Annotated in this window: 26 protein-coding genes; all 26 read right to left on the reverse strand. The window is 29.4% G+C overall.

Annotation, left to right across the window (positions count from 1 at the left end; all coding sequences use genetic code 11):
• Window positions 1-12: 12 nt before the first annotated feature.
• The 26 genes from Tmeso_RS05250 to nhaC all read right to left on the reverse strand — a co-directional run bounded on the left by Tmeso_RS05250 (window position 13) and on the right by nhaC (window position 25,319).
• On the reverse strand, window positions 13-1,767 hold the full coding sequence (locus Tmeso_RS05250) for a GGDEF domain-containing protein (protein WP_099188945.1): 1,755 nt from the start codon (window positions 1,765-1,767) through the stop codon (window positions 13-15).
• A gap of 298 nt (window positions 1,768-2,065) precedes the next feature.
• Entirely contained in the window at window positions 2,066-3,058 is a 993-nt protein-coding gene (asrC, locus tag Tmeso_RS05255; RefSeq protein WP_099188947.1) for a sulfite reductase subunit C, read from the reverse strand.
• 17 nt (window positions 3,059-3,075) lie between these two features.
• The gene (asrB, locus tag Tmeso_RS05260) at window positions 3,076-3,867 is read right to left on the reverse strand and encodes an anaerobic sulfite reductase subunit AsrB (RefSeq protein ID WP_099188949.1); all 792 of its coding nucleotides are present in this window, start codon (window positions 3,865-3,867) and stop codon (window positions 3,076-3,078) included.
• The gene (asrA, locus tag Tmeso_RS05265; protein WP_099188951.1) at window positions 3,860-4,885 is read right to left on the reverse strand and encodes an anaerobic sulfite reductase subunit AsrA; all 1,026 of its coding nucleotides are present in this window, start codon (window positions 4,883-4,885) and stop codon (window positions 3,860-3,862) included. Before asrA ends, asrB begins: the two co-directional genes overlap by 8 nt.
• Window positions 4,886-4,887: 2 nt before the next feature.
• Complete coding sequence (locus tag Tmeso_RS05270) at window positions 4,888-5,667, reverse strand: formate/nitrite transporter family protein (protein WP_099188953.1); 780 nt, start codon at window positions 5,665-5,667, stop codon at window positions 4,888-4,890.
• A 101-nt stretch (window positions 5,668-5,768) separates the two neighbouring features.
• Complete coding sequence (locus tag Tmeso_RS05275; protein WP_099188954.1) at window positions 5,769-6,440, reverse strand: Crp/Fnr family transcriptional regulator; 672 nt, start codon at window positions 6,438-6,440, stop codon at window positions 5,769-5,771.
• A 96-nt stretch (window positions 6,441-6,536) separates the two neighbouring features.
• Entirely contained in the window at window positions 6,537-7,685 is a 1,149-nt protein-coding gene (locus tag Tmeso_RS05280; protein WP_099188956.1) for a double-cubane-cluster-containing anaerobic reductase, read from the reverse strand.
• 22 nt (window positions 7,686-7,707) lie between these two features.
• Window positions 7,708-8,364 carry a MerB-like organometallic lyase SaoL gene (gene saoL, locus Tmeso_RS05290; protein WP_242967880.1) on the reverse strand — a complete coding sequence of 219 codons (657 nt, stop codon included), beginning with the start codon at window positions 8,362-8,364 and terminating at the stop codon, window positions 7,708-7,710.
• A gap of 42 nt (window positions 8,365-8,406) precedes the next feature.
• Window positions 8,407-9,159: an ABC transporter ATP-binding protein SaoA gene (gene saoA, locus Tmeso_RS05295; protein WP_099188962.1), complete on the reverse strand. Its 753-nt coding sequence runs from the start codon at window positions 9,157-9,159 to the stop codon at window positions 8,407-8,409.
• Entirely contained in the window at window positions 9,159-9,977 is an 819-nt protein-coding gene (gene saoP, locus Tmeso_RS05305; protein ID WP_239591055.1) for an ABC transporter permease subunit SaoP, read from the reverse strand. The genes saoA and saoP overlap by 1 nt, the downstream gene beginning before the upstream one ends.
• Window positions 9,935-10,756 carry an ABC transporter substrate-binding (seleno)protein SaoB gene (saoB, locus tag Tmeso_RS05310; RefSeq protein WP_408646050.1) on the reverse strand — a complete coding sequence of 274 codons (822 nt, stop codon included), beginning with the start codon at window positions 10,754-10,756 and terminating at the stop codon, window positions 9,935-9,937. The genes saoP and saoB overlap by 43 nt, the downstream gene beginning before the upstream one ends.
• Window positions 10,716-11,807: an ABC transporter substrate-binding subunit SaoX gene (gene saoX / locus Tmeso_RS05320; protein ID WP_099188973.1), complete on the reverse strand. Its 1,092-nt coding sequence runs from the start codon at window positions 11,805-11,807 to the stop codon at window positions 10,716-10,718. Before saoX ends, saoB begins: the two co-directional genes overlap by 41 nt.
• Before the next feature lie 39 nt (window positions 11,808-11,846).
• The gene (gene saoC / locus Tmeso_RS05325) at window positions 11,847-12,305 is read right to left on the reverse strand and encodes a Cys-Cys-COOH (seleno)protein SaoC (protein WP_099188975.1); all 459 of its coding nucleotides are present in this window, start codon (window positions 12,303-12,305) and stop codon (window positions 11,847-11,849) included.
• A gap of 21 nt (window positions 12,306-12,326) precedes the next feature.
• A complete protein-coding gene (saoE, locus tag Tmeso_RS05330) occupies window positions 12,327-13,421 on the reverse strand; it encodes an efflux transporter SaoE (RefSeq protein WP_330400302.1) in 1,095 nt (364 codons plus the stop codon).
• Complete coding sequence (gene saoT / locus Tmeso_RS05335; RefSeq protein WP_252342676.1) at window positions 13,408-13,671, reverse strand: thioredoxin-like (seleno)protein SaoT; 264 nt, start codon at window positions 13,669-13,671, stop codon at window positions 13,408-13,410. Before saoT ends, saoE begins: the two co-directional genes overlap by 14 nt.
• A gap of 304 nt (window positions 13,672-13,975) precedes the next feature.
• On the reverse strand, window positions 13,976-15,955 hold the full coding sequence (locus Tmeso_RS05340; protein WP_099188977.1) for a methyl-accepting chemotaxis protein: 1,980 nt from the start codon (window positions 15,953-15,955) through the stop codon (window positions 13,976-13,978).
• Between the two features lie 447 nt (window positions 15,956-16,402).
• Complete coding sequence (locus tag Tmeso_RS05345) at window positions 16,403-17,050, reverse strand: hypothetical protein (protein WP_099188979.1); 648 nt, start codon at window positions 17,048-17,050, stop codon at window positions 16,403-16,405.
• Between the two features lie 297 nt (window positions 17,051-17,347).
• On the reverse strand, window positions 17,348-17,494 hold the full coding sequence (locus Tmeso_RS16355) for a hypothetical protein (RefSeq protein WP_187296240.1): 147 nt from the start codon (window positions 17,492-17,494) through the stop codon (window positions 17,348-17,350).
• 15 nt (window positions 17,495-17,509) lie between these two features.
• The gene (gene phnD, locus Tmeso_RS05350) at window positions 17,510-18,079 is read right to left on the reverse strand and encodes a phosphate/phosphite/phosphonate ABC transporter substrate-binding protein (RefSeq protein ID WP_099188981.1); all 570 of its coding nucleotides are present in this window, start codon (window positions 18,077-18,079) and stop codon (window positions 17,510-17,512) included.
• A 202-nt stretch (window positions 18,080-18,281) separates the two neighbouring features.
• Window positions 18,282-19,391: a sodium ion-translocating decarboxylase subunit beta gene (locus tag Tmeso_RS05355; RefSeq protein ID WP_099188983.1), complete on the reverse strand. Its 1,110-nt coding sequence runs from the start codon at window positions 19,389-19,391 to the stop codon at window positions 18,282-18,284.
• A gap of 26 nt (window positions 19,392-19,417) precedes the next feature.
• Complete coding sequence (locus Tmeso_RS05360) at window positions 19,418-19,789, reverse strand: biotin/lipoyl-containing protein (protein WP_099188985.1); 372 nt, start codon at window positions 19,787-19,789, stop codon at window positions 19,418-19,420.
• Between the two features lie 12 nt (window positions 19,790-19,801).
• Window positions 19,802-20,107 carry an OadG family protein gene (locus tag Tmeso_RS05365; RefSeq protein ID WP_099188987.1) on the reverse strand — a complete coding sequence of 102 codons (306 nt, stop codon included), beginning with the start codon at window positions 20,105-20,107 and terminating at the stop codon, window positions 19,802-19,804.
• 13 nt (window positions 20,108-20,120) lie between these two features.
• Window positions 20,121-21,488, reverse strand: coding sequence for an oxaloacetate decarboxylase subunit alpha (locus Tmeso_RS05370; protein ID WP_099188989.1), 1,368 nt, complete (start codon window positions 21,486-21,488; stop codon window positions 20,121-20,123).
• A gap of 13 nt (window positions 21,489-21,501) precedes the next feature.
• Entirely contained in the window at window positions 21,502-22,689 is a 1,188-nt protein-coding gene (locus tag Tmeso_RS05375) for a pyridoxal phosphate-dependent aminotransferase (protein ID WP_099189106.1), read from the reverse strand.
• A gap of 110 nt (window positions 22,690-22,799) precedes the next feature.
• Window positions 22,800-23,858, reverse strand: coding sequence for an asparaginase (locus tag Tmeso_RS05380; RefSeq protein ID WP_099188991.1), 1,059 nt, complete (start codon window positions 23,856-23,858; stop codon window positions 22,800-22,802).
• Between the two features lie 36 nt (window positions 23,859-23,894).
• A complete protein-coding gene (nhaC, locus tag Tmeso_RS05385) occupies window positions 23,895-25,319 on the reverse strand; it encodes a Na+/H+ antiporter NhaC (RefSeq protein ID WP_099188993.1) in 1,425 nt (474 codons plus the stop codon).
• Between the last annotated feature and the right edge of the window lie 179 nt (window positions 25,320-25,498).

Raw genomic sequence — 25,498 nt, forward strand, 5'->3', positions numbered from 1 at the left:
ATAAAATCGTTCCTATTTTTCAATAATATAACTACTATGAGGAATTTTTTTCACTTTCTTTTTTATAACACTCATATATTTAGCAAGAGAATCAGCATCTTTAAAGTTATATAAATTTTTATATAATCCAGCTATAGAAATAGATGTTAAATTGAAAATCGTTTTTTTCCCATTCCTATCTTCAGATTCTATGCTCATATTATTTTTATCTTTTTCAGAAAAGAAATCTAATATATTTTTATCAAATTCAAAAATAATATTTTTACAAAGAATTTCACAGTCATCTCTAGAAGCTTCTACAACTGATACAAAATCATCTCCTCCAATATGCCCTACAAAACTATTAAGAGGAAATAAAGTTTTAATATTTTTTTTTATTATATTTGCAGTTAATTTTATAATATTATCTCCATTTTCAAATCCATATATATCATTATATATTTTAAAATTATCTAAATCAAAATAAAAAACATAAGCATTATTATTATATGTAATAGTATCTGTTAATACTCTATTGATAATTGCATTTCCAGGAAGACCGGTCAGAGGATTTAGTTCTCTTGCATAATTCTTTTCTAAAGCATTAGAATATTTAACCAGCTCTCTTATTGAAACAATTCCTCCATAATTTGAACCTTTTGTTACAATAATATTGTCATATACTTTATTATCATCTCTTGCCATGGCAACTTCTAAAACCTTATTTATAGGAGTGTAATAATCAACAATAAGCGGACTTTTATCCATAGTAAGTTTAACAGGTCTTTTAGAATACATAGCAAACCCATATTGTTTTGCAAGGATTGAATTTAAGTTATTTTTCATCATTAAACCTACAGGATAATTATCTTCAACTATACATACACCCTCTACAGAATGATTATCAAAATACTCTTTAATTTTTTCACAAGACGTTGAAATATCAAAGATTATAGTTTCTTCCATTACATCGCCTATATAATTATGGCTGTTTCTACAATCAAAAAATCCATTTGGTTTATCATTGTATTTATTTATAATATGTTTTATATTCTCACATATATCTAAAAATGTATCAGCTGGTTTTTGCAAAAAATATCCTTGTCCACTATATACCCCTAATTTTATTAAGCATTGAAGTTCTTCTTTTGTTTCAATCCCCTCAGCTATTAACTTTGTATTAGTTGTATTTGCTAAATCAACCAAAGATTTAATTAAAGCTTGTTTAAATAAATCTTTATCTATATCCCTAATAAGCTCCATATCTATTTTTATATAATGAGGTCTTGTTTGGCTAATTGTTTTCAGTCCAGAGTAACCTGCCCCTGCATCATCAACTGCAATTTTATATCCTTGATCCACATAATGCTTTAGTACCTTAGTAAAGCTTTTATAATCTTCAATAGCAGTTCTTTCTGTAATTTCAAATATAACATATTCTGGAGATATATTGTATTTTCTTAAAAATTCTTTAGTAAATCCTTTTTTAAATTTATCATCTCGTATAATATTGGGATCTACATTTAAAAATAACAATTTACTTTTATCAATATTTTGTGCTTTTTCTATCGCCTTTGTACGAAACAAAAGTTCAAGTTCCCACGTTTTATTCTGCTGTTCAGCCATTTTAAGTAACTCTATAGGTGAAGAAAAAATAGAGTCCCTAGGACCTCTACTTAAGGCCTCATATCCTATTATTTCTCCATCTTTTAAATTTATAATTGGTTGAAATAATGTAGTTATACTTCCGTTTTTGATTATATTTTCAAATTCATTAACTACCTTCATAATTTCACCTCAAGTCATGTAAAAAATTCATATACTTCAAGTATATGATATAACATTTCAATCCAAATGAATATATGTATTAAGTTAAGAATTTGTTAATTTTTTACTAGAATAAAAAATTCGCTTTATGCTAACGCATAGCTCATGTCGCCAACGAGTCCTACAGGCTCTGTTGCTCAAAATAGTTGATGCTGTAGTACTTTAATCAATGTTATCCATACATTAAAAAATCATGTAGTTTAATATAACGTAAAAAAAGACAATATCTTCTTCGATATCGTCTTCTTTGTATTTTAATCTATTCTATATTATCCATAAAAGCATCTTTTTCGTATTTATACCCACCAAAATCTATAAATTCAGCAACCTTAACTTCAGGGCCAAGATTAGTTCCTCTTAGAGCATACTCTTTAAATATAGGGTAACCTGTTCTATCAACAATATAACCTATATGCTCTTTTGGTAAAGATCTATCTATATACTCATCTATATAGTCATAAGTATTAAGTATAACCTTAATTATAGTTTCTTCATCTACCCATTCCATGAAAGGCATTGCTATTCTAGGATTTTTCTTTCCCGTTCTACCCATTATAACTAATTTATATTTTTTTTGAGGATTTCTAGACCAAGCACTAGTAGGGCATTTAAGAGCACATTCTCCACAACCTATACATCTTCTACTATCTCTTTTTACCTTTCCATCCTTCATAGTAAGTGCACCTGTTGCTCTTTTTTTACAGTTTTTAACACAGGCCTCACAACCTATACATCTATCCATATCATACTCTACATCTGCCATTCCTATTATTCCAAAATCTTGCATATGAGCCTTTATACAGTCGTTTGGACATCCTGTTAAAGCAATTTTAACATGGTGATCATTTGGGAATATTGCCTTTTCTATTTTTTTTGCAAACTCAGTAGTATTATAGTTTGCAAATGGACAGACCTTATTTCCTATACATGCAGACACATTTCTAGTTCCTGCTGCTGGATAACCACTTTTAGGATCTACAGCATTTATTTCAAGACCTTCTATTAAAGATTTTGCCATAAGGTTTACTTCATCTACTTTATCAAAAGGTATACCCATTATTTCAAAGCCTTGTCTTGTAGTTATATGAATTTTTCCGTTTCCATATTCATTTGCTATATCATTAACTATACTTAAAAGATCTGCACTTATCTCTCCTCCAGGTACACGAACACGAAGAGATGTAGTGTTCCTATGTTTAGTTATTCTATATGCGTTTTTCTTTATTTTCTTAACATTTAAATCTAATGACAATTTATTCCCCTCCCCATCTAGTCTATTAATTCTTCACCTTTTGTATAATTAAACACGGGTCCTTCAAGGCACACATAAGTCTCATCTATTTTACAATGCCCACATTTACCTATTGCACAAGACATCTTTCTTTCAAAAGAAACCCATATTTGTTCTTTAGGAACCCCAAGTTTTAAGAATTCTAGAGCTGTGAATTTCATCATTACAGGGGGGCCAACTATTACAACCTGAACATCTCCCATATTCTCTATTTCTACATTGGGTACAAATGTTGTAATAAGGCCTGAATTTCCAGTCCAATCTTCATCCGCATTATCTACTGTTAAAGTTAGATTTATATTCTTTTTCCAGTTTTCAATTTCATCTTTGAACAGTATATCTTTAGGCGATTTAAATCCTAATAACAAATCAAATTTCTTAACCTTATTTATATTTGTATTAAAATGATTAACTATATTCTTAACAGGAGCAAGTCCAGTTCCTCCAGCAGCTATTATCAAATGCTTATTTTCATACTTTTCTATTGGAAAACCATTTCCATAAGGACCCCTTAAATACATGTAATCTCCTGGCTGTAGATTATATATTTCGTCAGTTAATTTTCCTACTTTTCTTATAGTCATTTCAATATATCCATCACCAAAATCACTAACAGATATAGGAGCCTCTCCAATTCTAGGAATAGATACCTGAACAAATTGCCCACCTTTTAGTTGTTGATCAAATTCAACCTTGTATGTTATATCTATATCCGTTTGTGCTATTACATCTAATACCTTCTTTTTTTGAGGAATAAAAGGATTATTCATTAGTAGCCTCTCCCTTCTTTAAAGTCTCACTTACCTTATTAATACATTTTGCAAAAGATATATATTGTGGACATTGATCATCACATCTACCACATCCAACACACATATTTTCACCAAAACGTTTGTTATAGTCATATATTTTATGCATTGTCTTAAAACGCATTCTAGATCCATAATCTTTTCTAAACTCATGTCCACCTGCCATGTTAGTGAATTTATCTATATGACATCCAGCCCATACCCTTCTTCTTTCTCCACTATTTCTATTTTCTTCATAAGCGATATCTTGAGTAGTAAAACAACTACAAGTCATACATACTGTATTACATCTACCACAAGCTATACATCTCTTTGAATATTCTTCCCATATCTTATTATTGAAAAATTCAACACTCAAATCATCTTTATTTGGAACTTCTACTTTAAATTTATTTTCTTTAACATACTCCATTTCAAATTCAACTTCATCTCCAACAGTTTGGAATACTTTTTTTAATTCATCATCTTTAACTTCACAAGTAACTTTGCCATCTCCAAATCTTATACCTATATCGTAGTTATCTGTCTTGTTCGAATTCATAGATACACAAAAACAATTCTCAAAGCTTTCACTACACTCTATAAGAACGAATTTAACTTTTTCTCTAAGCCTTTGATAGTATACATCTTTATATGGTCCATTTTCTAAAAATATTGTATCAAGTCTTCTCATTCCATTTATATCACATGCTCTTAAAAATATTAATATTTTCTTTTCACTTACAGTAGATTCTCTAAATTCATCTTCGTTGAAATAAAATAAAGTTTGAGTTATAGGATATACAACTTCTTTAGGTGAGTATTGTGATTTTTCCTTATACTCTATTTCCTCTACATTATTTATTTCATCATATCTTATTAAATCAGTATCTGAAAAACGTCCTCTTTTAGAAAACCTCTTTGGTGCATATATCTTATATTCAGCTTTTAAAGATTCTAATATCTTGTTAAAATCCTTATTATTAATTTCAAATCCCATATCTATTTACCCCCTTTTTCATTTCCAACATAAAAGTACATAGCTCCTATTACGACTGCTCCTCCTACCATATTTCCAAGTGTTACAGGTATTAAATTATGAGCAAACCCTGCCCAAGATATTAAGCTAGGATCATGTGGAATAAATAAACCCATTCCAAGAAGTGTCATATTGGCTACACTATGCTCAAATCCAGATCCTATAAAAGCAAATAAGCACAAGAATATTAATGCAATTTTTGCTATATCTTCCTTAGTTCTTGTAGCCATCCATATTGATAAACATACCAACATATTACATAATATACCCCTAAAGAATAGTTCCATAGATGGTGCTCCCATCTTACCAGCACTTGCTCCTAAGACAAAATCACTTAATGGAGCTTTAGATATAAGTCCTGTTTGAACTAATGTCCACGCCATTAATAAAGAACCAGCTAAATTACCAAAATAACTTACAACCCATATTTTTATAGCATCTATCCATGTTACTTTCTTTGATAAGGCACCTATTGTCATTACCATATTATTTCCTGTAAAGAGTTCTGATCCAGCAAATATGACTAATGTTAATGCAATTGCAAAACTCACTCCCATTAAAGCCTTAAGTCCCGGAGAACCTGCAGCTTTAAGTGGTGCTCCTACAGAAAAAATAAGCATAATTCCGAATCCAACATAAATCCCAGCCATCATTGAAAGTATAAAATATTTAATAAAACTATCATTTAAAAGCTTCTTTTTTACCGTTGCTGCAACAGACAACTTTTCTAAGTTTTCTTTCATAAATTCTTTCATCTCCTTAGATTGATATTTTTTAGTTATTAATATTTTAACAATATACTAATTTAAAATCTGTGACATTTATCACATATAAAAAAAATCCCTTATGAAAGGGATTTAGTATAGTCTTCAAGTTTGCTTAAACTACATATTATTATCTTTTGATTTTTTTGCTTTATTATGTTCTTTCTTTCTATATTTTTTAAAAATCTACTTACTGATTCTCTAGAAGTACCAACCATAGATGCAAGTTGAGAATGAGTCATATTTATATCTATATGTATATTTTCATCACTTGAATATCCGTAGTCTCTAGCAAGTTTCCAAAGTCTTGCTGCTATTCTATAGTTAGTTTTTTTAAGACTTAAATTCTTTATCTGTCTAAAAGATCTTCTAAGCTTGTTACTTAGTGAATTCATAATTATCATGTTAAAATTAAAATCTCTTCTCATCCAAGAAATGATATCATTCTTTGAAAAACATATTATTTTACTATTATCCATAACTTTAGCATTAGCTGATGTTTTTTTATCATCTATACAAAGTTCATTTAAAAAATCTCCTTTTGATAATATGTATATGATTTTTTCATCACCTTCTTCTGATGATTTATAAAGTATTATCTTTCCTTGGCATATTAAATACACATAATTTTGTTCTTCAGCCTCACTAAATATTATTTCATCTTTTTCATAAATCTTTATAAGTCCTCTATATTTCATCTCTTCTATAATTTCTTTATCTATATTTGAGAAAATATCCATGTTTTCAAACAATATAATCACACCCTTCTAAATAGAAAAATAGATATGTATTAGATATTATACTCTTTTTTCATATATTTAAAAAGATTTTAAATAAGGACTTTATTTTTAAAGCATCTCTATAAATGCACCTATACGAGTGTTTATCTGACCTATATCAGTTTGAGAGTAATCAGTCTCTAAAGCCATATAAGGTATCTTTTTATCGTTATTTATAAATTTCTTAACATTATATGTCTCTACATTGTATGTATGACAAGCTTGAAGAACTACTTCAATTACACCATCAACTTTGTACTCATCTACAAGTCTTGATAATAAATCTAACCTATCGTTATTAGGAGTCATACAAGAACACGGAATATTTAGATAGTGCTTTGTTAAAGCCTCCATAGGATCAATAGTTTCATCTACTAAATTTTCAATTGATTTAGCTCCTCCACAGTTTTCAAAGCATACAACTACTCCGTTATTTTCTTCTATAGTTTTAATTATTTTTTCAGCAACACCACCGATTGGACATCCTGTTATTAGTATTCTTTTTAAATCTTTTGATATTCTCTTGTTCTCATCTTTATAATCAGATTTAACTTTATCTATCAAATCTCTTAATTCTTTTACATACTCTTTTTTATCTAGTTTAAAGCTAGTACCTTCCAATACTTTTATAAGATCAAATCCCTTTATAGCAGGAGGACACAATGAGCTTAACTGATAAAATTCTTTTAATAGTTTTCTTTCTTCATTACACAACTTTATAGCTTCTTTTAATTTATCTTCTGTAATTTCAACTTCAAATTCAGACTCTAATCTATCCTTTAAAAGAATTAATTCTTTATGCCATGAATTTATAGAATCCTCTGTCTTATAGTTTTGAGGAAGATACATAATATGCATAGGCTTTATTTCAGATAAAAGTTCATACATTTTTTTCTTTCCATCACACGTAGTCTCTCCAACTAGTAGATCGGAGAAATAAAAATATGGACATTTATCCGTTATGCTAAATCCATAGCTTGATTTAATTAAAGGACATAAATTTCTAGGAAGATGCTTTTCTGCATCTTTAATAGGTTCTTCACTAGTTCCACATAAAGATACAGGTATAGCACCCGATGCCACAATTACCTCTTTTGGTGTATATGCACAGTATACTCCTACTATCTTATTTCCATCTTCTTTTAATTTTTTTATTTTCAAAAATCCATCTCTTCTAGCTTCACTAAATTCATCAAATATTTGAGGTAAATCCTTCATAATATTGCCCTCCCACTCTAAATTATTCAACATTGAATATCATATAAGCTACATTTAAAGCTTCACGTGCACTTAAGCAAAATATATTGTCTTCTGATAAATTCATATTATTTACCCACTCATCATAATGATTCTTCGTACAGAAGAAATTCATTATATTTCAACAGTTTCCCGACCAGTTTTGATTTTTATTTAAGTCTACGTGAAGTACATGTGTGCTATAAGGAACCAAATTTACAATCTCCCTATTTTTAATTTCTACAAATATTTCTTCTCCACATAAACTACACTTAGATTGTATTTCTATATCCTGTTTAAATGTAAAAGAACTTCCCATGGCATCAACAGCACACATCGCATTAAATACACTTTCATCTTCAAGCTTTACTTTATGATTAGTTTCAAGCGCAGATACAGGATATATAAAGTTTACATTGTCATTTTCATCAACTACTAAAGCTTTTTTTTGAATCAAATTTTTTATAACTTTATTTAAATCATATTTTTTAATATTTATTCTACTCTGTATCTCTTCATAAGACTCTTCTAAATTATAAGCCTTATTATTATCTATCATATATTTCATTATATTAATTCTAATATCATTTTCCTCTTTAGTAAGCCTTGAGTATATACTATCTATAATTAGTTTTTCTACAGGATAGTATTTAAATGACATCTCACATGTATTATACATCTAATTTCACACCCATTCTATTAACTACTTCTTATTACATTTTTTCAATATATCTGTAAGTTTTATTTTACACTCTAGATAAAATTTTGAATCTCTATTTCTAGGCCTATCAATATCTATATAAATATCCTCTAAGATCTTACCTTTATTAGTTCCCATTACAATCACTCTATCACTCAAATAAACCGCTTCATCTACATCATGAGTAACCATCAAAACAGTAGTCTTATCTTTTAACCATAAGCTTTCTAATTCTTCCTGAAGATTTTGTCTCATCTGAAAATCTATTGCCCCTAGCGGTTCATCCATAAGTAAAACTTCAGGACTGCACGCAAGAGCTCTAACCACTGCACATCTTTGCTTCATTCCTCCTGAAATTTGATGAGGGTACAATTTATCTTTACCAGTCAATTGAGCCATTTCTAATAATTCATTAAGTCTCTCTTCTCTTTGTTTCTTAGCTATCTTCTGCTGTTTCATAGGATATCTAATATTGTCTCCTACATTCATCCAAGGGAAAAGTGCATAGTTTTGAAATACAAAAGCTCTATCTGGACCAGGCTTACTTACCATTTTAGAATTAACTATGATTTCTCCACTATCACATGACTGAAATCCTGCCACTATAGTAAGTAATGTCGTTTTTCCACATCCAGAAGGTCCAAGAATTGATACAAACTGTCCTTTTTCAATATCAATACTTATATCTTTTAACACATGGTGCTCTTCATTATCATTATTAAAAATTTTATTTATATTATTAATCTTAAGTTTCATTAATCAGCAATCCTCCATCGAGTTAAAGATTTGTTGATAGATTGAATTATTTTATCAATCCCAAACCCTACTAAAGCTGCAAAAAACATTAAAGCAACTAGCATCTCTGTTTGCATTCTAGTTTGGGCTTGTACCATAGAGTAACCAAGACCGGCACTCGTAGCTATAAACTCAGCTCAGATTACAGACATCCAGCCACTACTTATTGCAATTCTAGCTCCTGTCAATATATATGGTATCGATGCCGGAACTATAATATGTATAAAAATACTAAGTTTACTCGCTCCCATACTTTCAGCAGCATTATAGTAATCTTTTGATATATTTCTTACCCCTTGTATTGTATTTAATATTATAGGAAATACTCCTGAAAATGCAATCAAAAATATAGTAGGTCCATCCCCTATTCCAAACCATACAATAGTCAAAGGTACCCATGCCATGATAGGAACTTGTCTTATAGAATCGATAAAACTTCCTAAAAGTTTTTGGGCAAGTTTGGAAAAGCCCATTAAAAATCCTATAGGAAGTCCAAATAACATAGCGTATACAAAACCTTTTAATACACGCTGTAATGTAATTAAAATATTGATAACAGTTTCTTTGTCTGTTATACAGTATATAAACGCTTTTAAAGTATCTATTGGATACGGCATCAAAAGTCCATTGTCAAAATGCATAGCACTAATCTGCCATATAAATAATAAAATAATTATCATAATAAACTTATATATAAAGTCCTTGATATTTTGCTTACTTAAATCTTTGTTCCTTATTATCGAATTATAGGCTCTAGTTTTACATTCAACTTTTTCCATTCTCGAACCTCCTCATCTGAAATAGTAGTATCTATATAACTACTAAGGTGTTTTTTTAATAATTTTTCACTTTTTAAATCAATTATTGATTCATTGTAACTCTTTATAAATTTCTTATATAAATCTTTTTTTTCAAAATCTTTATTTACTACCATTACATATGTAATATAGTCTTTATCGTAATTAGATATTTCTTTTTTACCATTTAATTTCCAACTTTTTAAAGCATCTATCAATATAGCATCTAATGTATTGTTTTCAAGTGCATATCCTAAAGCAGTAGCTGTCATAGGATATACCTCACAGCTACTGCCAAATTTAGATTTTACTAATTCTTTTTGATATTTTCTATTTTGTGCTATACCTATTTTTTTAGGAATTTTATTATCTTTTAATATAAATACGTCTGAGTTTTTTACACAACTTCCAACTATTTTAAATTCATTATTATTTTTTACAAAATTCTTAGCAGCATCTTCACATATAATAGCTAAATCCATTTGATTCGAACTCAATGCCCATTGAGTAGAACTTCCTCAACAATCCCTTATTGAAAATGATTCAAAGTTATTTTCTAAAGATGCATTTAATTCTTTTTCTTTTATCATATAATCTACTACAAAACCAGAAATATCATCAGATACTCCAATTCTTATATTTTCACTTTTTTGCTCAGTAGGAAGATATATGTATAGTAAAAATAAAATAGTTATACCAGCAAATAAAATAACTATTTTTTTATTTATCAACTTCAAATGCTTTTTCTTTCCAATCCTCATAGCTCATTCCAACAGGGAATACTGGATCTACTTTTTCTTTTATAAATTGGTCAAAATCATCTGCTCCTGAATTCTCTAAATAACTTGCATCTACTATGTCCTCGTATTTTAAAGATTCATCTGCAAATCCATGTTCTTTTTTCCATTTCATTTCGCGATTTATCTCTTCAGGATTTATCTTCCAAGTAAGTGTTCTTCCTTCCTCAACAGTTTTTTTGTATATAGTCATTAAAGCAACTTCCTCTGGAACATCATAATTATTTGCAAATATTTTAGCTGATTTTACAGGGTTAGTATATATATACTCCATAGCTTTTGTATGAGCTAAAACTAGTTTTTCAGCAAGTTCTTTGTGATCCTTCACAAAGTTTTTATTTAAAGAAAATGTACAACAAACGCCCCATTCACCTTCTAATTTTGAATTAACAGCTAATATATGTCCTGTTTTTTCATACTCTGCCATAGAACCCCAAGGGTCACAGCAAGTGTATCCATCTATTTGTCCTGTTTTTAAAGCAAGGTATGCATCTTTGTCAGATCCAAAATCAACACATTCATAATTACTACCCTCTACAGGTATATTTAATTCTTTAGCAAATTGTATCCAAGCTTCACTGTTTTCTTCTGGTTTAGTTCCTATGCCAAGTTTTTTACCTATTAAATCTTTAGGCTCTTTTATATCATCTGAAACCACTAGATAATAAGCCCCTCCTTTATGATTATTAGCCCCAACTAATATAGGAGCTCCTTTTGTAGAAGATGACATAAGTCCGTTAATTCCTATATATCCTGCATCCATTTGTCCTGCTGCCATGGCTTGTGGAACCTTACCATTTCCTGTTACCTCTACATCCAGACCCAAATCTTCATATATTCCAGCATCCTTTGCAATAGGTCCTGCTGTCATATGATCACAATTGTAATATCCCAGACTTATCTTATAATCATCCTCATTCTTTGCAGTTTCCTTAGTACTTCCACACCCTGCTAAAGAAAAAGCGAGCATCCCTGATACTAATATACATAATAGCTTTTTATTAAATCTTCTCATGTTTTTAGTCTCCTTTTTTATATGTATTAAAATTTTTAATTAACAGCAATCTTCCATATCTTGACCAAATAAATTTATAATCTTCATATCCACTACTCTAAAAATTGCATATCCAACAGCTCCATTTTTAGATCCAGATACTATTATTTCTATTTGATCTTTAGCATCTATATTTTTGAATTTTATATTTTGATTTTCACGTGGTGCATCCACTTCTTCTGTAAATTCGTACTTTCCATTGTTATCTATGACGATTTTCATCTTATTTTTATCTTTAGAAACGCTGTATACAACAACTAAATCCTTAGTATTATTATTATCAACATCTTCATAAGCACACTTTATAACCATGTTATCTGGATTCCATTCTTCAAAGTAATTAAGTAGAGGATTATCTTTTTCAATCCCTATGTCATTTTCTTTTACTTCAGAACATCCCCCTAAAATTATTAAAATTAAAACCATAAATACTATATTTAAAGTGATTTTTTTAGTCATAATATATAAGTTCCTCCAATTCTATAATTCAACTTTTTGTTTTAAAAATATTTTATTTAGATTTGGAATTATAGATTTAACAAAAAATAAAAATATAATGAATGAGCATAAATATTTTAATGGTTGCGGTGCTGAAAATATAAGTTTATTTGCTACATTTATAGAATTGTTCACTTTATCAAAATCCAAAACAGGATTAAAATTTGGCATCAGAATTAGGTTAGTTATATATCCAACACATAAAGAAAATAAAATAGTAGTAGTAGTGTAAATAATTACTGTTCTCTTACCTATAATATTATAAATACTTATGAGTTCAGGAAGGTTAGTAGCTGTTCCTGCTATTAAAAATGTAATTGCAACACCAGGAGCTGCTCCACTTGCAACAAGTGCTGCTATAAACGGAATATGACCTACAGCACAGACATACATACAACTTGCCAAAATTGCAATACTTCCCAAAGATATAACACTAGGATTTCCCAAGTACATTTGAATATATTGTTGTGGTAGTAAAGTTAATAATATACCTGCAATAAACATTCCAGGTATAACATATTTACTAACAGACAGTGCCAAATCATTTATAGACCATCTAAGTCCAGAAACAAACTTTTGTTTTAAAGTTCTATTATCTTCTAAACTCAAGGCCTTCTGATTTATATTTTCTTCAACACCATATGCTTTTATTTCATCTCCTCCGAATGTATTTGCCAATATTCCAACAAATAATGGAAGTACAAAACCTGTAATTAAATAAATAATACTGATTTTCCACCCCAAAAGCCCGAAACACATTATCATAGCAATAGGATTTATAATAGGGGTTGCACACATAAAAGCAAGCGTTGGCCCTAAATAAGCTCCAGAATAATAAAGACTTAAGCCTAAAGGAATTACACCACAACTACATATAGGAAGAAACATACCAGATAATGTACTCTTAAATAGAGATGATAACTTCTTATTTCCAAGCATTTTCTGTAATCTATCAGGAGATAATACATCGTGCATTATTCCAGCCAATACAAAACTTGCAACCAACCATACAGAAGCTCCATTTAATATATTAATACCAGCCATAATACTATTTTTTATGTAATCAACTATAATCATTAAGCTTTTCCACTTCCTCTTTGACAGCATTTAAAATATTTGTTTCAGATAAATCATTTAACCTTTTCTCTTCATTAATAATAACTGTACTCTTTGTAATCATTCCGTATTTTTTTATATAATCAAAATCCTTTCCTACGTTATATACTTTGACTTTTACATTATCAAACTCATCACTCAAAGCTTTAACAAAGCCTTCATACTTATTACATCATGCACATGCATTTATAAATTCTACAAAAACAAACATTTTGCATCCCCCTTTTACGTCAATCCACTACATATTTTACCATGTTTGTATTTATTTTAATATATTTACATTTTTCTCATAAAATATTTTTATATAGTCAATTTTGATTATAGATTTTTTTAATAAAAAATCCGTCTACTGGCTATCGCACTGACTCATATCGCCAACGATTCTTACAGTCTCCGTTGCTCAAAATAGTTGCAAGTGTAGATCTCCCATCAATATTATGCACAAAGCGAAAATTTTATAATCTTTTAGTATATAAAAAAAGACAACACTTAAATTTAAGTGTTGTCTTTTTTCTTTATACTTCAAAAATATTCATAGAATTTGATAAATCTGCAATCATATCTTTTAAATTTTCTACAGATTGAAGCACTTCTTCTAAAGATGCACTTTGCTCCTCTGTCGATGCGCTAATCTCCTGTGTAGCTGCTGCTGCCTCACCTGAAACAGAAGATATATTATTTGTAGACTGTAAAACAGATTCTTTTGATTCATTAATTTCCATAATATTCTGACTTAACATTTCAATTTGATGCATTACTTCCTCTGCGGAAGATGATATATCATTAAAATTTGTATTCGCTTGTTTTAAATATCTATTCGAATTTTCTACAGTATTGTTCGCGTCTTGCATAGTACTACTTGTTTTATCAATTACATTTGTTATATCTGTGATTATATGCTGTATTTCTTCTGTAGAGTGACTAGTTTGCTCTGCTAGTTTTCTTACTTCATCTGCAACCACTGCAAATCCTCTTCCGTGTTCCCCCGCTCTAGCTGCTTCAATGGCTGCATTTAAAGCTAGTAAGTTAGTTTGCTCTGCTATATTTTTAATTGTATCTATAATTAAACCAATAGACTTTGAGTTTTTTGCAAGATTTCCCACATCATCTCCTACAGCTCTAATAATATTAATATTTTTTTCAAATTCATGATCTAATTCAATCATCGCTTTTATACCAGTTTCATTTTTATTTTTCATTTTTATTGCTTCTTCATTTGCCATAGCCATTCTATTTGCCATATTTTGAACTTTTTCATCTAGTTCATCTGTTATTTTTACACTTTTTTCTGCTTCTAAAGCTTGTTCACTTGCTCCAATTGCAACTTCCTCGATAGTTTTAGCAATTTCTTCACTAGCAACACTTACTTCACTTACAGTAGTAGTAATACTCTCAGATGTATTCATTATACTTTCTGTCATTTGTTGATTTTTCACAATTAAATTTCTGATTTTTTCTACCATATCATTAAATACAGAAGATAGTGTTGCAATTTCATCTTTTCCATGTACATCTACTTTAATAGTCAAATTTCCATTTCCTATTTTTTTAGCATTTTCTGTTAAGTTTATAATAGGTTTTGTTAACATAGATGCTACAAATGAAGTAAATAAAATCATCAAAGCAATTGCTATTATATTTATAATAAGAAGTGTTGACATAAGAGTCTCTAGAGGCTTATAAACTTCACTTTTGGTAAGAGTTACAGCTAAAATCCATCCCACAGATGGAATCTCTTGATATACCATAATTTTATCTTCATCATTCAAAGTATAATTTATTTTTCCATTTTTTTTAGAAAGCATTTCTTCTCCTAAAGATTTTAAATCTTTATTCTCTAGAAGATTTGTATTTAAGAGTTCTTTACTTGGATGAGAAAGAACCATACCATTATTGTCCATTAAAAAACCATATCCTTTTCCTTTCATGTCTATCTTGCTGACTACCTCCGTTAACTTATCTAGTGCAATATCCCCACCAATAACACCATGTCCTCCAGATCCAATAAATTGAGCTGGTGCAACAACAGATACAACATTTCCTCCTGTTATTGAATCTACATAAACATCAGAAAATGTTACGTCACCTACTGACATAGCCTTTTTATACCATCCTTTTTGCGTAGGATCATGGCCTTCTGGTTGAATCCATCCTGTACCTGCAATGAACTTTTTATTTTCAAACCCAACATAAATTTCAGAAATGTGCGAATCCTGGTTATAAACTTGCAGATATTTCATTAATTCTTCATTAGTAATAGGTTGATCGCCAGAAACATTTTTTAAAATAACATTAATTGTATCTAATACTTTTGTTTTAGAAATCAACCATCCATCTAATTCTTTATTACCTGCACTTACAATCGCTTTCATCTCCTCATCGATTCCATCGGAAACAAGTTTCTTTGTAAAAGAATAAATAACACTTGAAACAATTAATAGTACTACACATGCCATAATAGAAAATCGAATTATCATTTTAGACTTCAAATTCATAATGTTTTCTCCTTTACTATCCTACTTTAGATGCATTCTTCCTAATTTATGTATTCTATTTTTTAATAATTACTATATATATCTACCCTCCTTCCACGTATGTTTGTATGTTTCAATTTATTCAAAGGTATTATCCGGGATTATAATTCTTCTATTTTAATTTAAATCACAATTTAATCCACAATGTTTTGTTATATACTCACATTAAGTAACATGTAGTTATCAGCAATTCAATATAAATAGAGTGTGAAATCGATTTCCTATTTGCGATATTATCATTTTGATATTTTATTTAATTATATTTCATTTTTCGACCTTTTTCAAGAAAATATTTGTTAAATTCTGAATTTAGATTATAAAGGTTTCACTTAAAGCCTTCACAATATTTTCATTTAACGACAAACATAAAAAGTCTGCTGATTTTGAGTCAGCAGACTTTAAGTTTAATTATCTTTTTATTTCATGAACCATTATTCCATCTTCTATCTTAAATTCATATCTATAATCTTCATTTGCATTTTGTACGAAATTTCCAACCCATATTTTACGAAGTTCATATAATAAATCTGTACTCGCTCCTACCTTTTCCCAATAACCTTTATGAAGACATCTTCCAACTTTCCACTCAAGTCTATCTTCTTCAGTAACAGTTATATTGTTCACATTATCACACGGCATACCATCTAATATATAATTGTTTAAAGATTTGTATATAGCTTCTGGACTCGATACATCAGAATTTAATTTCGCATCCTCAGCACACTTTATAGCTTGATTTTTGTAAGTTTCTTTTATAACATCAAAACCCTTATCTTTAAATTTGTCTACTATATTTTTTATAACATATGCTTGTCTTGTTTCAACTAGCGTTATTTTATCTTGAAGCCAGCCATGGATATTATCCGTGTCTATTATTTCTTCAAGATTTTTATCTTCCATAATATCTGCTATTTTAGTTCTTGAATCTGTCACTATATCATCAATATTTACATTTAGTTTAGTTTGAACATTATCTATAATATTAAGTTCTAACTCCTCATTTGATTTAATCTTATTAAATAACCAATGGTGTATCGGTCCTAAAAATCTACTCATATTATCGTCTCCTTTTATATATTGTTTTTAATTTATTCTCATCCTCATTATGTTTATCTTATATCTATATATTAATACATTAATTTTAATTATTCTGTATCATAAGTTACAAAATAATAAAAAAACAGCCATTCTATAGAACTACTTATGACTGGTTTTTTAACTAAGTATTTACTTTATATTGCTGATAGCTTATTTTCTATTCCTTGATAAATCTGAACTACTTCTCTATATGTCTACTGATACTTTTTCATACTGAAATATTTTAAAATGAATACTTAAAAAGGGTATAAGAAACTATTTATTTATAAATTCTATGGTATTCCCTATATCTTTAAAAAGCAGTGGGTTAAAATTACTACCCACTGCACTCCAAATAAACACAATACTAAATATTATCCAAAACCATTTGTTTTGTTTTTCATCTTTTATTGACTTATCCATTATATCAACACCTAACTATATTCTTCCATCTGATTTAGCTGCATCTCTTATTGATTCATAATCAGATTCTTTAGCTTTTGTAAAACCATCATCCCCAAATATATCCAATATTTCTTTATCTGTTATACTAAGAAAAGCTTTCTGTAATTTTTCTTTTAACTCCTTAGGAGTATCTTTTTTTACAGCCGATGGATACTGGAATAACTTATCTAATTCCCATATCACTTTAAATTTATCTTCGTCAACAACTTTATTTTTCTTCATTGATTTAAATATAGCACTATCAATTGCTCCAGCATCTACTTTTTTATTTTGAACTGCTAATGCTATTGAATCATATCCACCAGTATAAGTTACTTGTTTAAAGTCATGTTCTTGTTCATTTTCAAATACGTCCTTTTCCTTTAATAATATCCCTGGAATTAATGATCCTGATGTAGAGTTTATATCTACAAATACAAAGTGTAAATCTTTGGCATTATTAATTAAATCATCTAAATTATTTAATTTTGAATCATTCGGAGCTATTATATAAGAATGATAATATGTTTCTCCATTTACTAACATAGTGACAATTCTTTTCATATTTAACCTTCATATTTGAAATAAATTAATTTTCGGTATTAATTGCCAAGCTTTGTCATAATAATCACACTATAATTTTGATATGTGTGTAAAATAGTATTTTTCTATATTTATATCATTTGGATATAATTTTTCGATATAACAAAACAATAAAAATTTTGTCAATTATTACCAACATTTTTTTATATATATTTAGTATTTATTAGAACATATTAAGAAGTATCCCCGCGGCAACAGCAGATCCAATAACTCCAGCTACATTAGGCCCCATAGCGTGCATTAGAAGGAAGTTCGAAGGATTCTCCTCTACACCCATCTTTTGTACAACTCTTGCTGACATTGGCACAGCAGAAACTCCTGCTGCTCCTATCATAGGATTTATTTTCCCTTTAGTTAATTTATACATAATTTTTCCAAATATAACTCCACATGCAGTTCCAATAGAAAAAGCTGCAAGCCCAAGTGCTATTATTCCAAGTGTTTGAACGGTAAGAAAAGTGTTTGCATCTGCTTTTGCTCCAACTGTAAGACCTAATATAATAGTAATCATATACATCATAGAATTTTGAGCAGTTTCAACAAGCTTTGGAACCATTTCTGATTCTTTAATTAAATTTCCGAACATAAGCATACCTATTAAAGGTGCAGCAGATGGTAAAAGTAAAATTGTAAAAACAGCTACTATAATTGGAAATATTACTTTTTCCTTTTTAGATACAGGTCTTAACTGCTCCATTTTAACCATTCTTTCTTCTTTTGTAGTTAAAAGTCTTATAATAGGAGGTTGAATAATAGGAACTAAAGCCATATATGAATAAGCGGCAAGCGCTATAGGTCCTAAAAGATCTTTTGCTAACTGATTAGTAAGATATATAGCTGTAGGTCCATCAGCTCCTCCTATTATGCCAATTGATGCAGCTTCAGGTCCAGTAAATCCAAGCAATATTGCTCCTATAAATGCAAAGAATATCCCAAATTGTGCTGCCGCTCCTAGAAGAATACATTTCGGATTTGCAATAAGTGGTCCAAAATCAGTACTTGCTCCAACACATAAGAATATTAATGGTGGATAAATCCCAAGCTTTGTTCCCATATATAAATAATGTAGTAGCCCAGTATCGCTCATTAAATCAGCCTTTGGTAAGTTTACTAAAAGCATTCCAAATGATATTGGAATTAATAAATACGGTTCATAACCTTTTTTTATAGCTAAATAAAGAAATATAAATGATATCATAATCATAATAAATTCTTTATAAGTAATAGCTGAAAATCCAGTAGAAAACCAAAAATCTTGCAGCATGTTTAGCATATTAATCACGTCCTTTCTAGCTGTATCTATCCGATAGTAATTAAAGTATCTCCACCAGCTACACTTGCTCCCTTTGATGTATTTACTGAAGTTATTTTTCCATCGACCGGAGCAACTATTTCATTTTCCATTTTCATAGCTTCTAAAACAAGTAATACATCTCCTGCTTTAACATTATCTTCTTCATTTGCTTTAACAGAAACAATCGTTCCTGGCATAGGTGCTTTTACCTCTTCACCCTTAGTAGTAGTTTTGTCTGCAGGAACAGACTTTACCTTTTCTACTTTTTTAAAATCAGATTTGGATTCTGTTTTAGTTTTACTACCATCTGATTCAGTAATTTCTTCTACTTCAACCTCATATGATTTCCCATTTAAATTTATTTTATATTTTTTCATAGAAAGACCTCCTTATGCTACTTTTTTTATGCTATTAATTCTAATCTTTGAATTATTTTTATTATTGCTTACTAAAATTGTAGCTGTAATTGCTGCTATAATATCTATTTCTTCATCTAATTCATTAATTTCTTTATATTCATTGTTTTTAGATGCAATAACTGCCGTTTCTAATTTTTTTTCTCTTTTTAAATCTTTTTTATAGAAAATGACTTTAAATAGTTCTAAAATCTGAGAAATTATAAAAAGACTTATGAATACTACGCTCATACTTAAAAAAGTGATTTTAATACCTTCTAAAATAGTTATATGTTCCATAATACTGCCCTCCTTACATAATAACTTCTATATTACAAATATCATCTTTTTTATTTTCTAAGAAATCTTTAGCAACCTGAGGAAAAAGAGCGAATGATAAAATATCTTCTTCACTTTTATATAAACCTTTTATCTCTTTTTTAATATCTTCAAATCCAGGTTTTAAAAGATCTGCTGGTCTTATAGTTATAACTTCTTCATTTCCTATAATTTTTTGCTTTATTTCTTCTTTTATAGGGGCTGGTGATTTTCCATAAAGACCTTTTACATAATCTTTTATCTCTTTAGGTACCATTTTATATCTTTCTCCTGTTAAAACATTAAATACTGCTTGAGTTCCTACCATTTGACTAAGTGGAGTTACAAGTGGTGGAAATCCTAAGTCTTCTCTAACTCTCGGAACTTCAGCTAAAACTTCTTCATATTTATCTTCTGCATTTTGCATTTTAAGTTGAGATAAAAGATTTGAAAGCATTCCTCCTGGAACTTTATAGCTTAAAGTCTTAGGTTCAGTATTTAATACTTTAGGATTTAAAACTTTATTTTCTAAGTATTTTTCTTTTATAGGTTTGAAATACGATGCTATTTCATTTAAAGCTTTTATATTAAGCTTAGGGTCTCTTTCACTTTCTGAAAATGCTATAGCCAAAGACTCAGTAGCTGGTTGAGAAGTTCCTCCTGAAAAAGGAGATATAGCAGTATCTATAATATCAACTCCAGCTTCTACAGCCTTCATATATGTCATTGATGCTATTCCACTAGTAGCATGAGTATGAAGTTCTATAGGAAGTTTTGTATTCTTCTTTATTTCATTTATAAGTTCATATGTGCTGTAAGGAGTAAGTATACCTGCCATATCCTTTATACATATAGAATCTGCCCCTATACTTTCCATTTGTTTTACTAAATTTATATAATAATCTAGTGTATGAACTTTACTTGTTGTATAAGATATAGCGCACTGACAATGAGCTTTTTCTTTTTTTATAGCTTTTACTGAAGTTTCTAAATTTCTTGTATCATTTAAAGCATCAAATACACGAATTATATCTATCCCATTTTCTATAGATTTTTGTATGAATTTTTCAACTATGTCATCAGGATAATGCTTATATCCTAACAGATTTTGACCTCTTAAAAGCATTTGAAGCTTTGTATTTTTTACTCTTTTTCTTATTTCTCTTAATCTTTGCCATGGATCTTCATTTAAAAATCTAAGACATGAATCAAATGTTGCTCCGCCCCAAACCTCCATAGCATAATAATTAGCTTTATCCATAACCTCAAGTATTGGAAGTATTTCGTCAGTTGTAAGCCTTGTTGCTATAAGTGATTGGTGTCCATCCCTTAATGCAGTTTCCGTTATTTTAAGCCTATCCACGATATTCACCTCTTTATTTAATCGCATTTTCAATTCTTTCAAGTCCTTCTTTTATATTATCAATAGAAGTTGCATAAGAAAGTCTTATATAATTTTCAACTCCAAACCCAATACCAGGAACAACCGCTACCTTAGTTTTATCAAGAAGATAATCAGCAAAATCCATCGAGTTATTTATTTTTACTCCATTAAATTCTTTTCCTATTATTTTAGATATATTTACCATTACATAAAATGCACCTTTAGGTTCTTTACATGATAAATTAGAAATACAGTTTATCTTATCTACCATATATTTTCTTCTTTCATTAAAAGCTTTTACCATGACATTCACCATATCTTGATCTCCTTTTAAAGCTTCAATCGTTGCATATTGAGCAATTGTATTAGGATTTGATGTAGCATGACTTTGAAGATTTGTCATTATATTACTTATTTCTTTATTAGCTGCAGTATATCCTATTCTCCAGCCTGTCATAGCATAGCCTTTTGAAACTCCATTTATAATTATTGTTAAATCTTTTATTTCTTCTCCAAATGATGCTACACTAACGTGTTTTCCTTCATAAATAAGTTTTTCATAAATTTCATCAGATATTACATAAATGTTATTATCAACTGCTATTTTAGCTATTTCTCTTAATTCATCCTTAGTATAAACTGCTCCAGTTGGGTTATTTGGACTATTTAATATTATTGCTTTAGTCTTTTCATTTATTGCTTTTAAAAGATTTTCTTTAGTATATTTAAATCCATCTTTTTCTAATGCTTCAACAAATACTGGTACAGCATCTGCTAGTTTTACAAGTTCTGGATAACTAACCCAGTATGGAAGAGGAACTATTACTTCATCTCCGGGATTACATATAGCTTGTAGTGCATTAAATAGTGAATGCTTCGCTCCATTAGACACAACTATATTTTCTGAAATATATTCTAGATTATTATCCTTTTTAAATTTCTCACATATAGCTTCTCTAAGTTCAGGAAGTCCTGATGCTGCAGTATATCCTATATTTCCATTTGCAATAACATGAATTGCTGCATTTCTTATATAATCTGGAGTTTTAAAATCTGGTTCTCCAGCTCCAAAGCTTATTACATTTTCACCATCTGCTTTCATTTTTTTTGCTTTTGCTGTAATATCTAAAGTTACTGACGGTGAAATTGCTATATTTTTTTCTGATAATTTTTTATTCATCATTATTCTTCTCCTTTATATATGAAATAGAAACTACAAGACTTATGAAAAGAGGAATATAAATGTATAAAGACTAATCTCTTATTCATAATGTCTTAGTTTCTTACTCTCTAAGCCATTTTTTGATTGTCTAAATCATTATTATCAATACCTACGTTTCCTACGAAAGGCTTTTCAACTAAATTCTTCACTTCATTCATATTATCTGATTTTGCAAGTGCCCACATGAGTTTTGGTACCAACGCTTCTGTATTCATATCCTTTGCATATATAATCTTATTTTGAGCAAGTTTTTTTCCAACCTCATAAATGTCAAAATCAACACCTTCCTCCATACATTGTGTTGTTACAACTACTGCAATATTTGAGTCTGTCAATTCCTTTACTTTTAATGTAATATCATAATTTTCAAAAGGAATTCCACCAATTCCATAACTTTCTATAATAACTCCCTTGTAATTATCTTTTATATAATCAAATATCTTTGAATCTATTCCTGGAAATAACTTCAAAACCAATATTTTTTCACAAAGATTATTATTAAATTTTATTTGTTCTTGTTGTTTTACATAGTAATTTTGTCTCTGTTGTTTTACATAATAATTCATAACTGAATAATTGTAATTAATCTTACCATGCTTTATAGTTGCTATATATGGAAAATTAACACTTTCAAAAGCATCGAAACTACGTGTTTTCATTTTAACAGCTCTTGTTCCATTTATTAATTTTCCATCAAATACTACAAATACTCCCGATATATCTTCCATTGCAAACATTATTGCATCACTTAAATTCTGACAAGCATCCGTTCCAAATTCTTCTATAGAATATTGAGATCCTGTTACTACTACAGGTTTATTAACCCCTTGAAGCATATACGTCAAAGCTGCTGATGTATATGCCATTGTATCTGTTCCATGTGTGATTACAAATCCGTCATATTTATCATAATTTGCATATACACATTCAGCTATGTGAATCCACCTAGAAGGATTCATATTAGTGCTATCGATATTCATTATAAGTTCGCCTGATATATTGCAAAGTTTAGATACATTTGGTATATATTCTAAAAGTTCGTTTACATCATAGCTCGGAGCAAGTCCATCTCCTTTATCTGATGATGCTATTGTTCCCCCTGTTGCAATTATTAGTATATTTTTCATATGAACACTCCTATACAAATAAAATTAATTTTGCTCTTATGCTTCCATTTCTTGATTATTATCATAATTTGTAAACTCAACTTTTTCTCCAATCCATTGATATTTACCCATATAACCATAAATTATTGTAATTGCTAAACATGTGAATGCAAGCCACATATAAGGCAAATATTGAAGTGTAGGAACACCTAATATACCAGCCATAAATATACCATTATCACTCCAAGGAACCATACCAGCTGTTAATGTTCCTCCAAATTCTGTATTTCTTGAAAGAACTCTTCTGTGAACTTTTAATTCATCATAATTTTTTGCCATAATTTTTGGAGTGAGTATTAAAGGAACATACATTGCACTTCCGAATACATTACCCAGTACTGAGATTCCTACTGTTGCTGTAGCAAGTCTTCCTGTGTTTGTAGTCCAGTTCTCAAACTTTTTAGCTATAACTTCAAGTAATCCAATTTTATCTAGAAGCCCTCCAACTCCAAGACCAAATATGATAATTACTATAGATCCAAGCATAGAAGAAATTCCTCCACGACCTAGTATATTATCAACAAAATCAACTCCAGTACTTATATCAAATGGATTATATAATGTTGCTAAAGCCGAAACGGGATCCATTCCTTGAAATATTACTGCCCAAAGAGCTCCTAAAAATGCTCCAAATGCAATAACAGGAAGAGAAGGCTTTCTCTTTGCAAGAAGCGCAATTATTATAAGCATAGGTAAAAAACAAAATACACTAATATTAAAATTGCTATTTAACGCATTCATAAACATTTCGATTCTGCCAAGATCTACATTCTGTCCTCCATACTTTAAACCAGTAATAGTAAAAAGAATACATGTAATTAAAAAACCAGGAATACTAGCTGGAGCCATACCTTTTATATGATCCATAACATCAATACCTGACATTGAAGCAGTAAGAACAGTACTATCTGATAATGGTGATATCTTATCTCCAAAATACGAACCTGATAATACAGCACCTGCAACAAGTGGAAGAGGAATTCCAAGACCTTGGCCAATACCCATCATGGCAATCCCTGCAGTTCCTGCAGTTCCCCATGAAGTTCCAGTTGCAATAGATGTTAACGCACATATGAAAAGAGTAGCTAATAAGAAAATTTTAGGACTTATTACTTTTAAACCATAATAGATAAGACTTGGTACAATACCTCCTGCAATCCAAGTTCCAACCAATGCACCAACTGCTATAAGAATCAATATTGCATCCATACCATTATATATGCCCTTTGCTATAGAATGTTCAAGATCCTTGTAGCTGTGACCTAACTTAATTCCAAGACCAATTATAACAAACCATGAAATAAATAATGCTAACTGTATTGGTAATTCAAATACAGTAGTAAATGAAAAAGCAAGTGCAAGGAAAATACTTAGTACAACACTCACCTGAAACATAGATGGTAATTTTATTTTTTTCTTCATAAAACTTTAGCCCTCCCTTAATAAGATGATTTTTATAGAAATGTAATAACTAGCATTTCATTATTAATTATTAGCAATTTCCATGCCGTTTTTGCAAAATATTTTGAAATTATACGAAACGACCAATGAAAACGTTGTCCTAGTTGAGTTTTTAAAATATTCAAAAAAAAGATAAGTCC

Source organism: Tepidibacter mesophilus (genome assembly GCF_002724055.1).
In the GTDB taxonomy this organism is placed as follows: Bacteria; Bacillota; Clostridia; order Peptostreptococcales; family Peptostreptococcaceae; genus Tepidibacter_A; species Tepidibacter_A mesophilus.

Coding starts and splice junctions, on each gene's coding strand:
- asrA (WP_099188951.1), bottom strand. CDS start 4,885: ATGGGATTTGAAATTAATAATAAGGATTTTAACAAGATATTAGAATCT.
- Tmeso_RS05270 (WP_099188953.1), bottom strand. CDS start 5,667: ATGAAAGAAAACTTAGAAAAGTTGTCTGTTGCAGCAACGGTAAAAAAG.
- saoE (WP_330400302.1), bottom strand. CDS start 13,421: ATGATTATAGTTGATTACATAAAAAATAGTATTATGGCTGGTATTAAT.
- saoC (WP_099188975.1), bottom strand. CDS start 12,305: ATGACTAAAAAAATCACTTTAAATATAGTATTTATGGTTTTAATTTTA.
- phnD (WP_099188981.1), bottom strand. CDS start 18,079: ATGAAAAGAATTGTCACTATGTTAGTAAATGGAGAAACATATTATCAT.
- Tmeso_RS05380 (WP_099188991.1), bottom strand. CDS start 23,858: ATGAAAAATATACTAATAATTGCAACAGGGGGAACAATAGCATCATCA.
- nhaC (WP_099188993.1), bottom strand. CDS start 25,319: ATGAAGAAAAAAATAAAATTACCATCTATGTTTCAGGTGAGTGTTGTA.
- Tmeso_RS05360 (WP_099188985.1), bottom strand. CDS start 19,789: ATGAAAAAATATAAAATAAATTTAAATGGGAAATCATATGAGGTTGAA.
- asrB (WP_099188949.1), bottom strand. CDS start 3,867: ATGAATAATCCTTTTATTCCTCAAAAAAAGAAGGTATTAGATGTAATA.
- saoX (WP_099188973.1), bottom strand. CDS start 11,807: ATGAGAAGATTTAATAAAAAGCTATTATGTATATTAGTATCAGGGATG.
- Tmeso_RS05365 (WP_099188987.1), bottom strand. CDS start 20,107: ATGGAACATATAACTATTTTAGAAGGTATTAAAATCACTTTTTTAAGT.
- Tmeso_RS05340 (WP_099188977.1), bottom strand. CDS start 15,955: ATGAATTTGAAGTCTAAAATGATAATTCGATTTTCTATTATGGCATGT.
- Tmeso_RS05375 (WP_099189106.1), bottom strand. CDS start 22,689: ATGAATAAAAAATTATCAGAAAAAAATATAGCAATTTCACCGTCAGTA.
- Tmeso_RS05345 (WP_099188979.1), bottom strand. CDS start 17,050: ATGAGTAGATTTTTAGGACCGATACACCATTGGTTATTTAATAAGATT.
- Tmeso_RS16355 (WP_187296240.1), bottom strand. CDS start 17,494: ATGGATAAGTCAATAAAAGATGAAAAACAAAACAAATGGTTTTGGATA.
- Tmeso_RS05250 (WP_099188945.1), bottom strand. CDS start 1,767: ATGAAGGTAGTTAATGAATTTGAAAATATAATCAAAAACGGAAGTATA.
- Tmeso_RS05280 (WP_099188956.1), bottom strand. CDS start 7,685: ATGAAGGATTTACCTCAAATATTTGATGAATTTAGTGAAGCTAGAAGA.
- Tmeso_RS05355 (WP_099188983.1), bottom strand. CDS start 19,391: ATGCTAAACATGCTGCAAGATTTTTGGTTTTCTACTGGATTTTCAGCT.
- saoA (WP_099188962.1), bottom strand. CDS start 9,159: ATGAAACTTAAGATTAATAATATAAATAAAATTTTTAATAATGATAAT.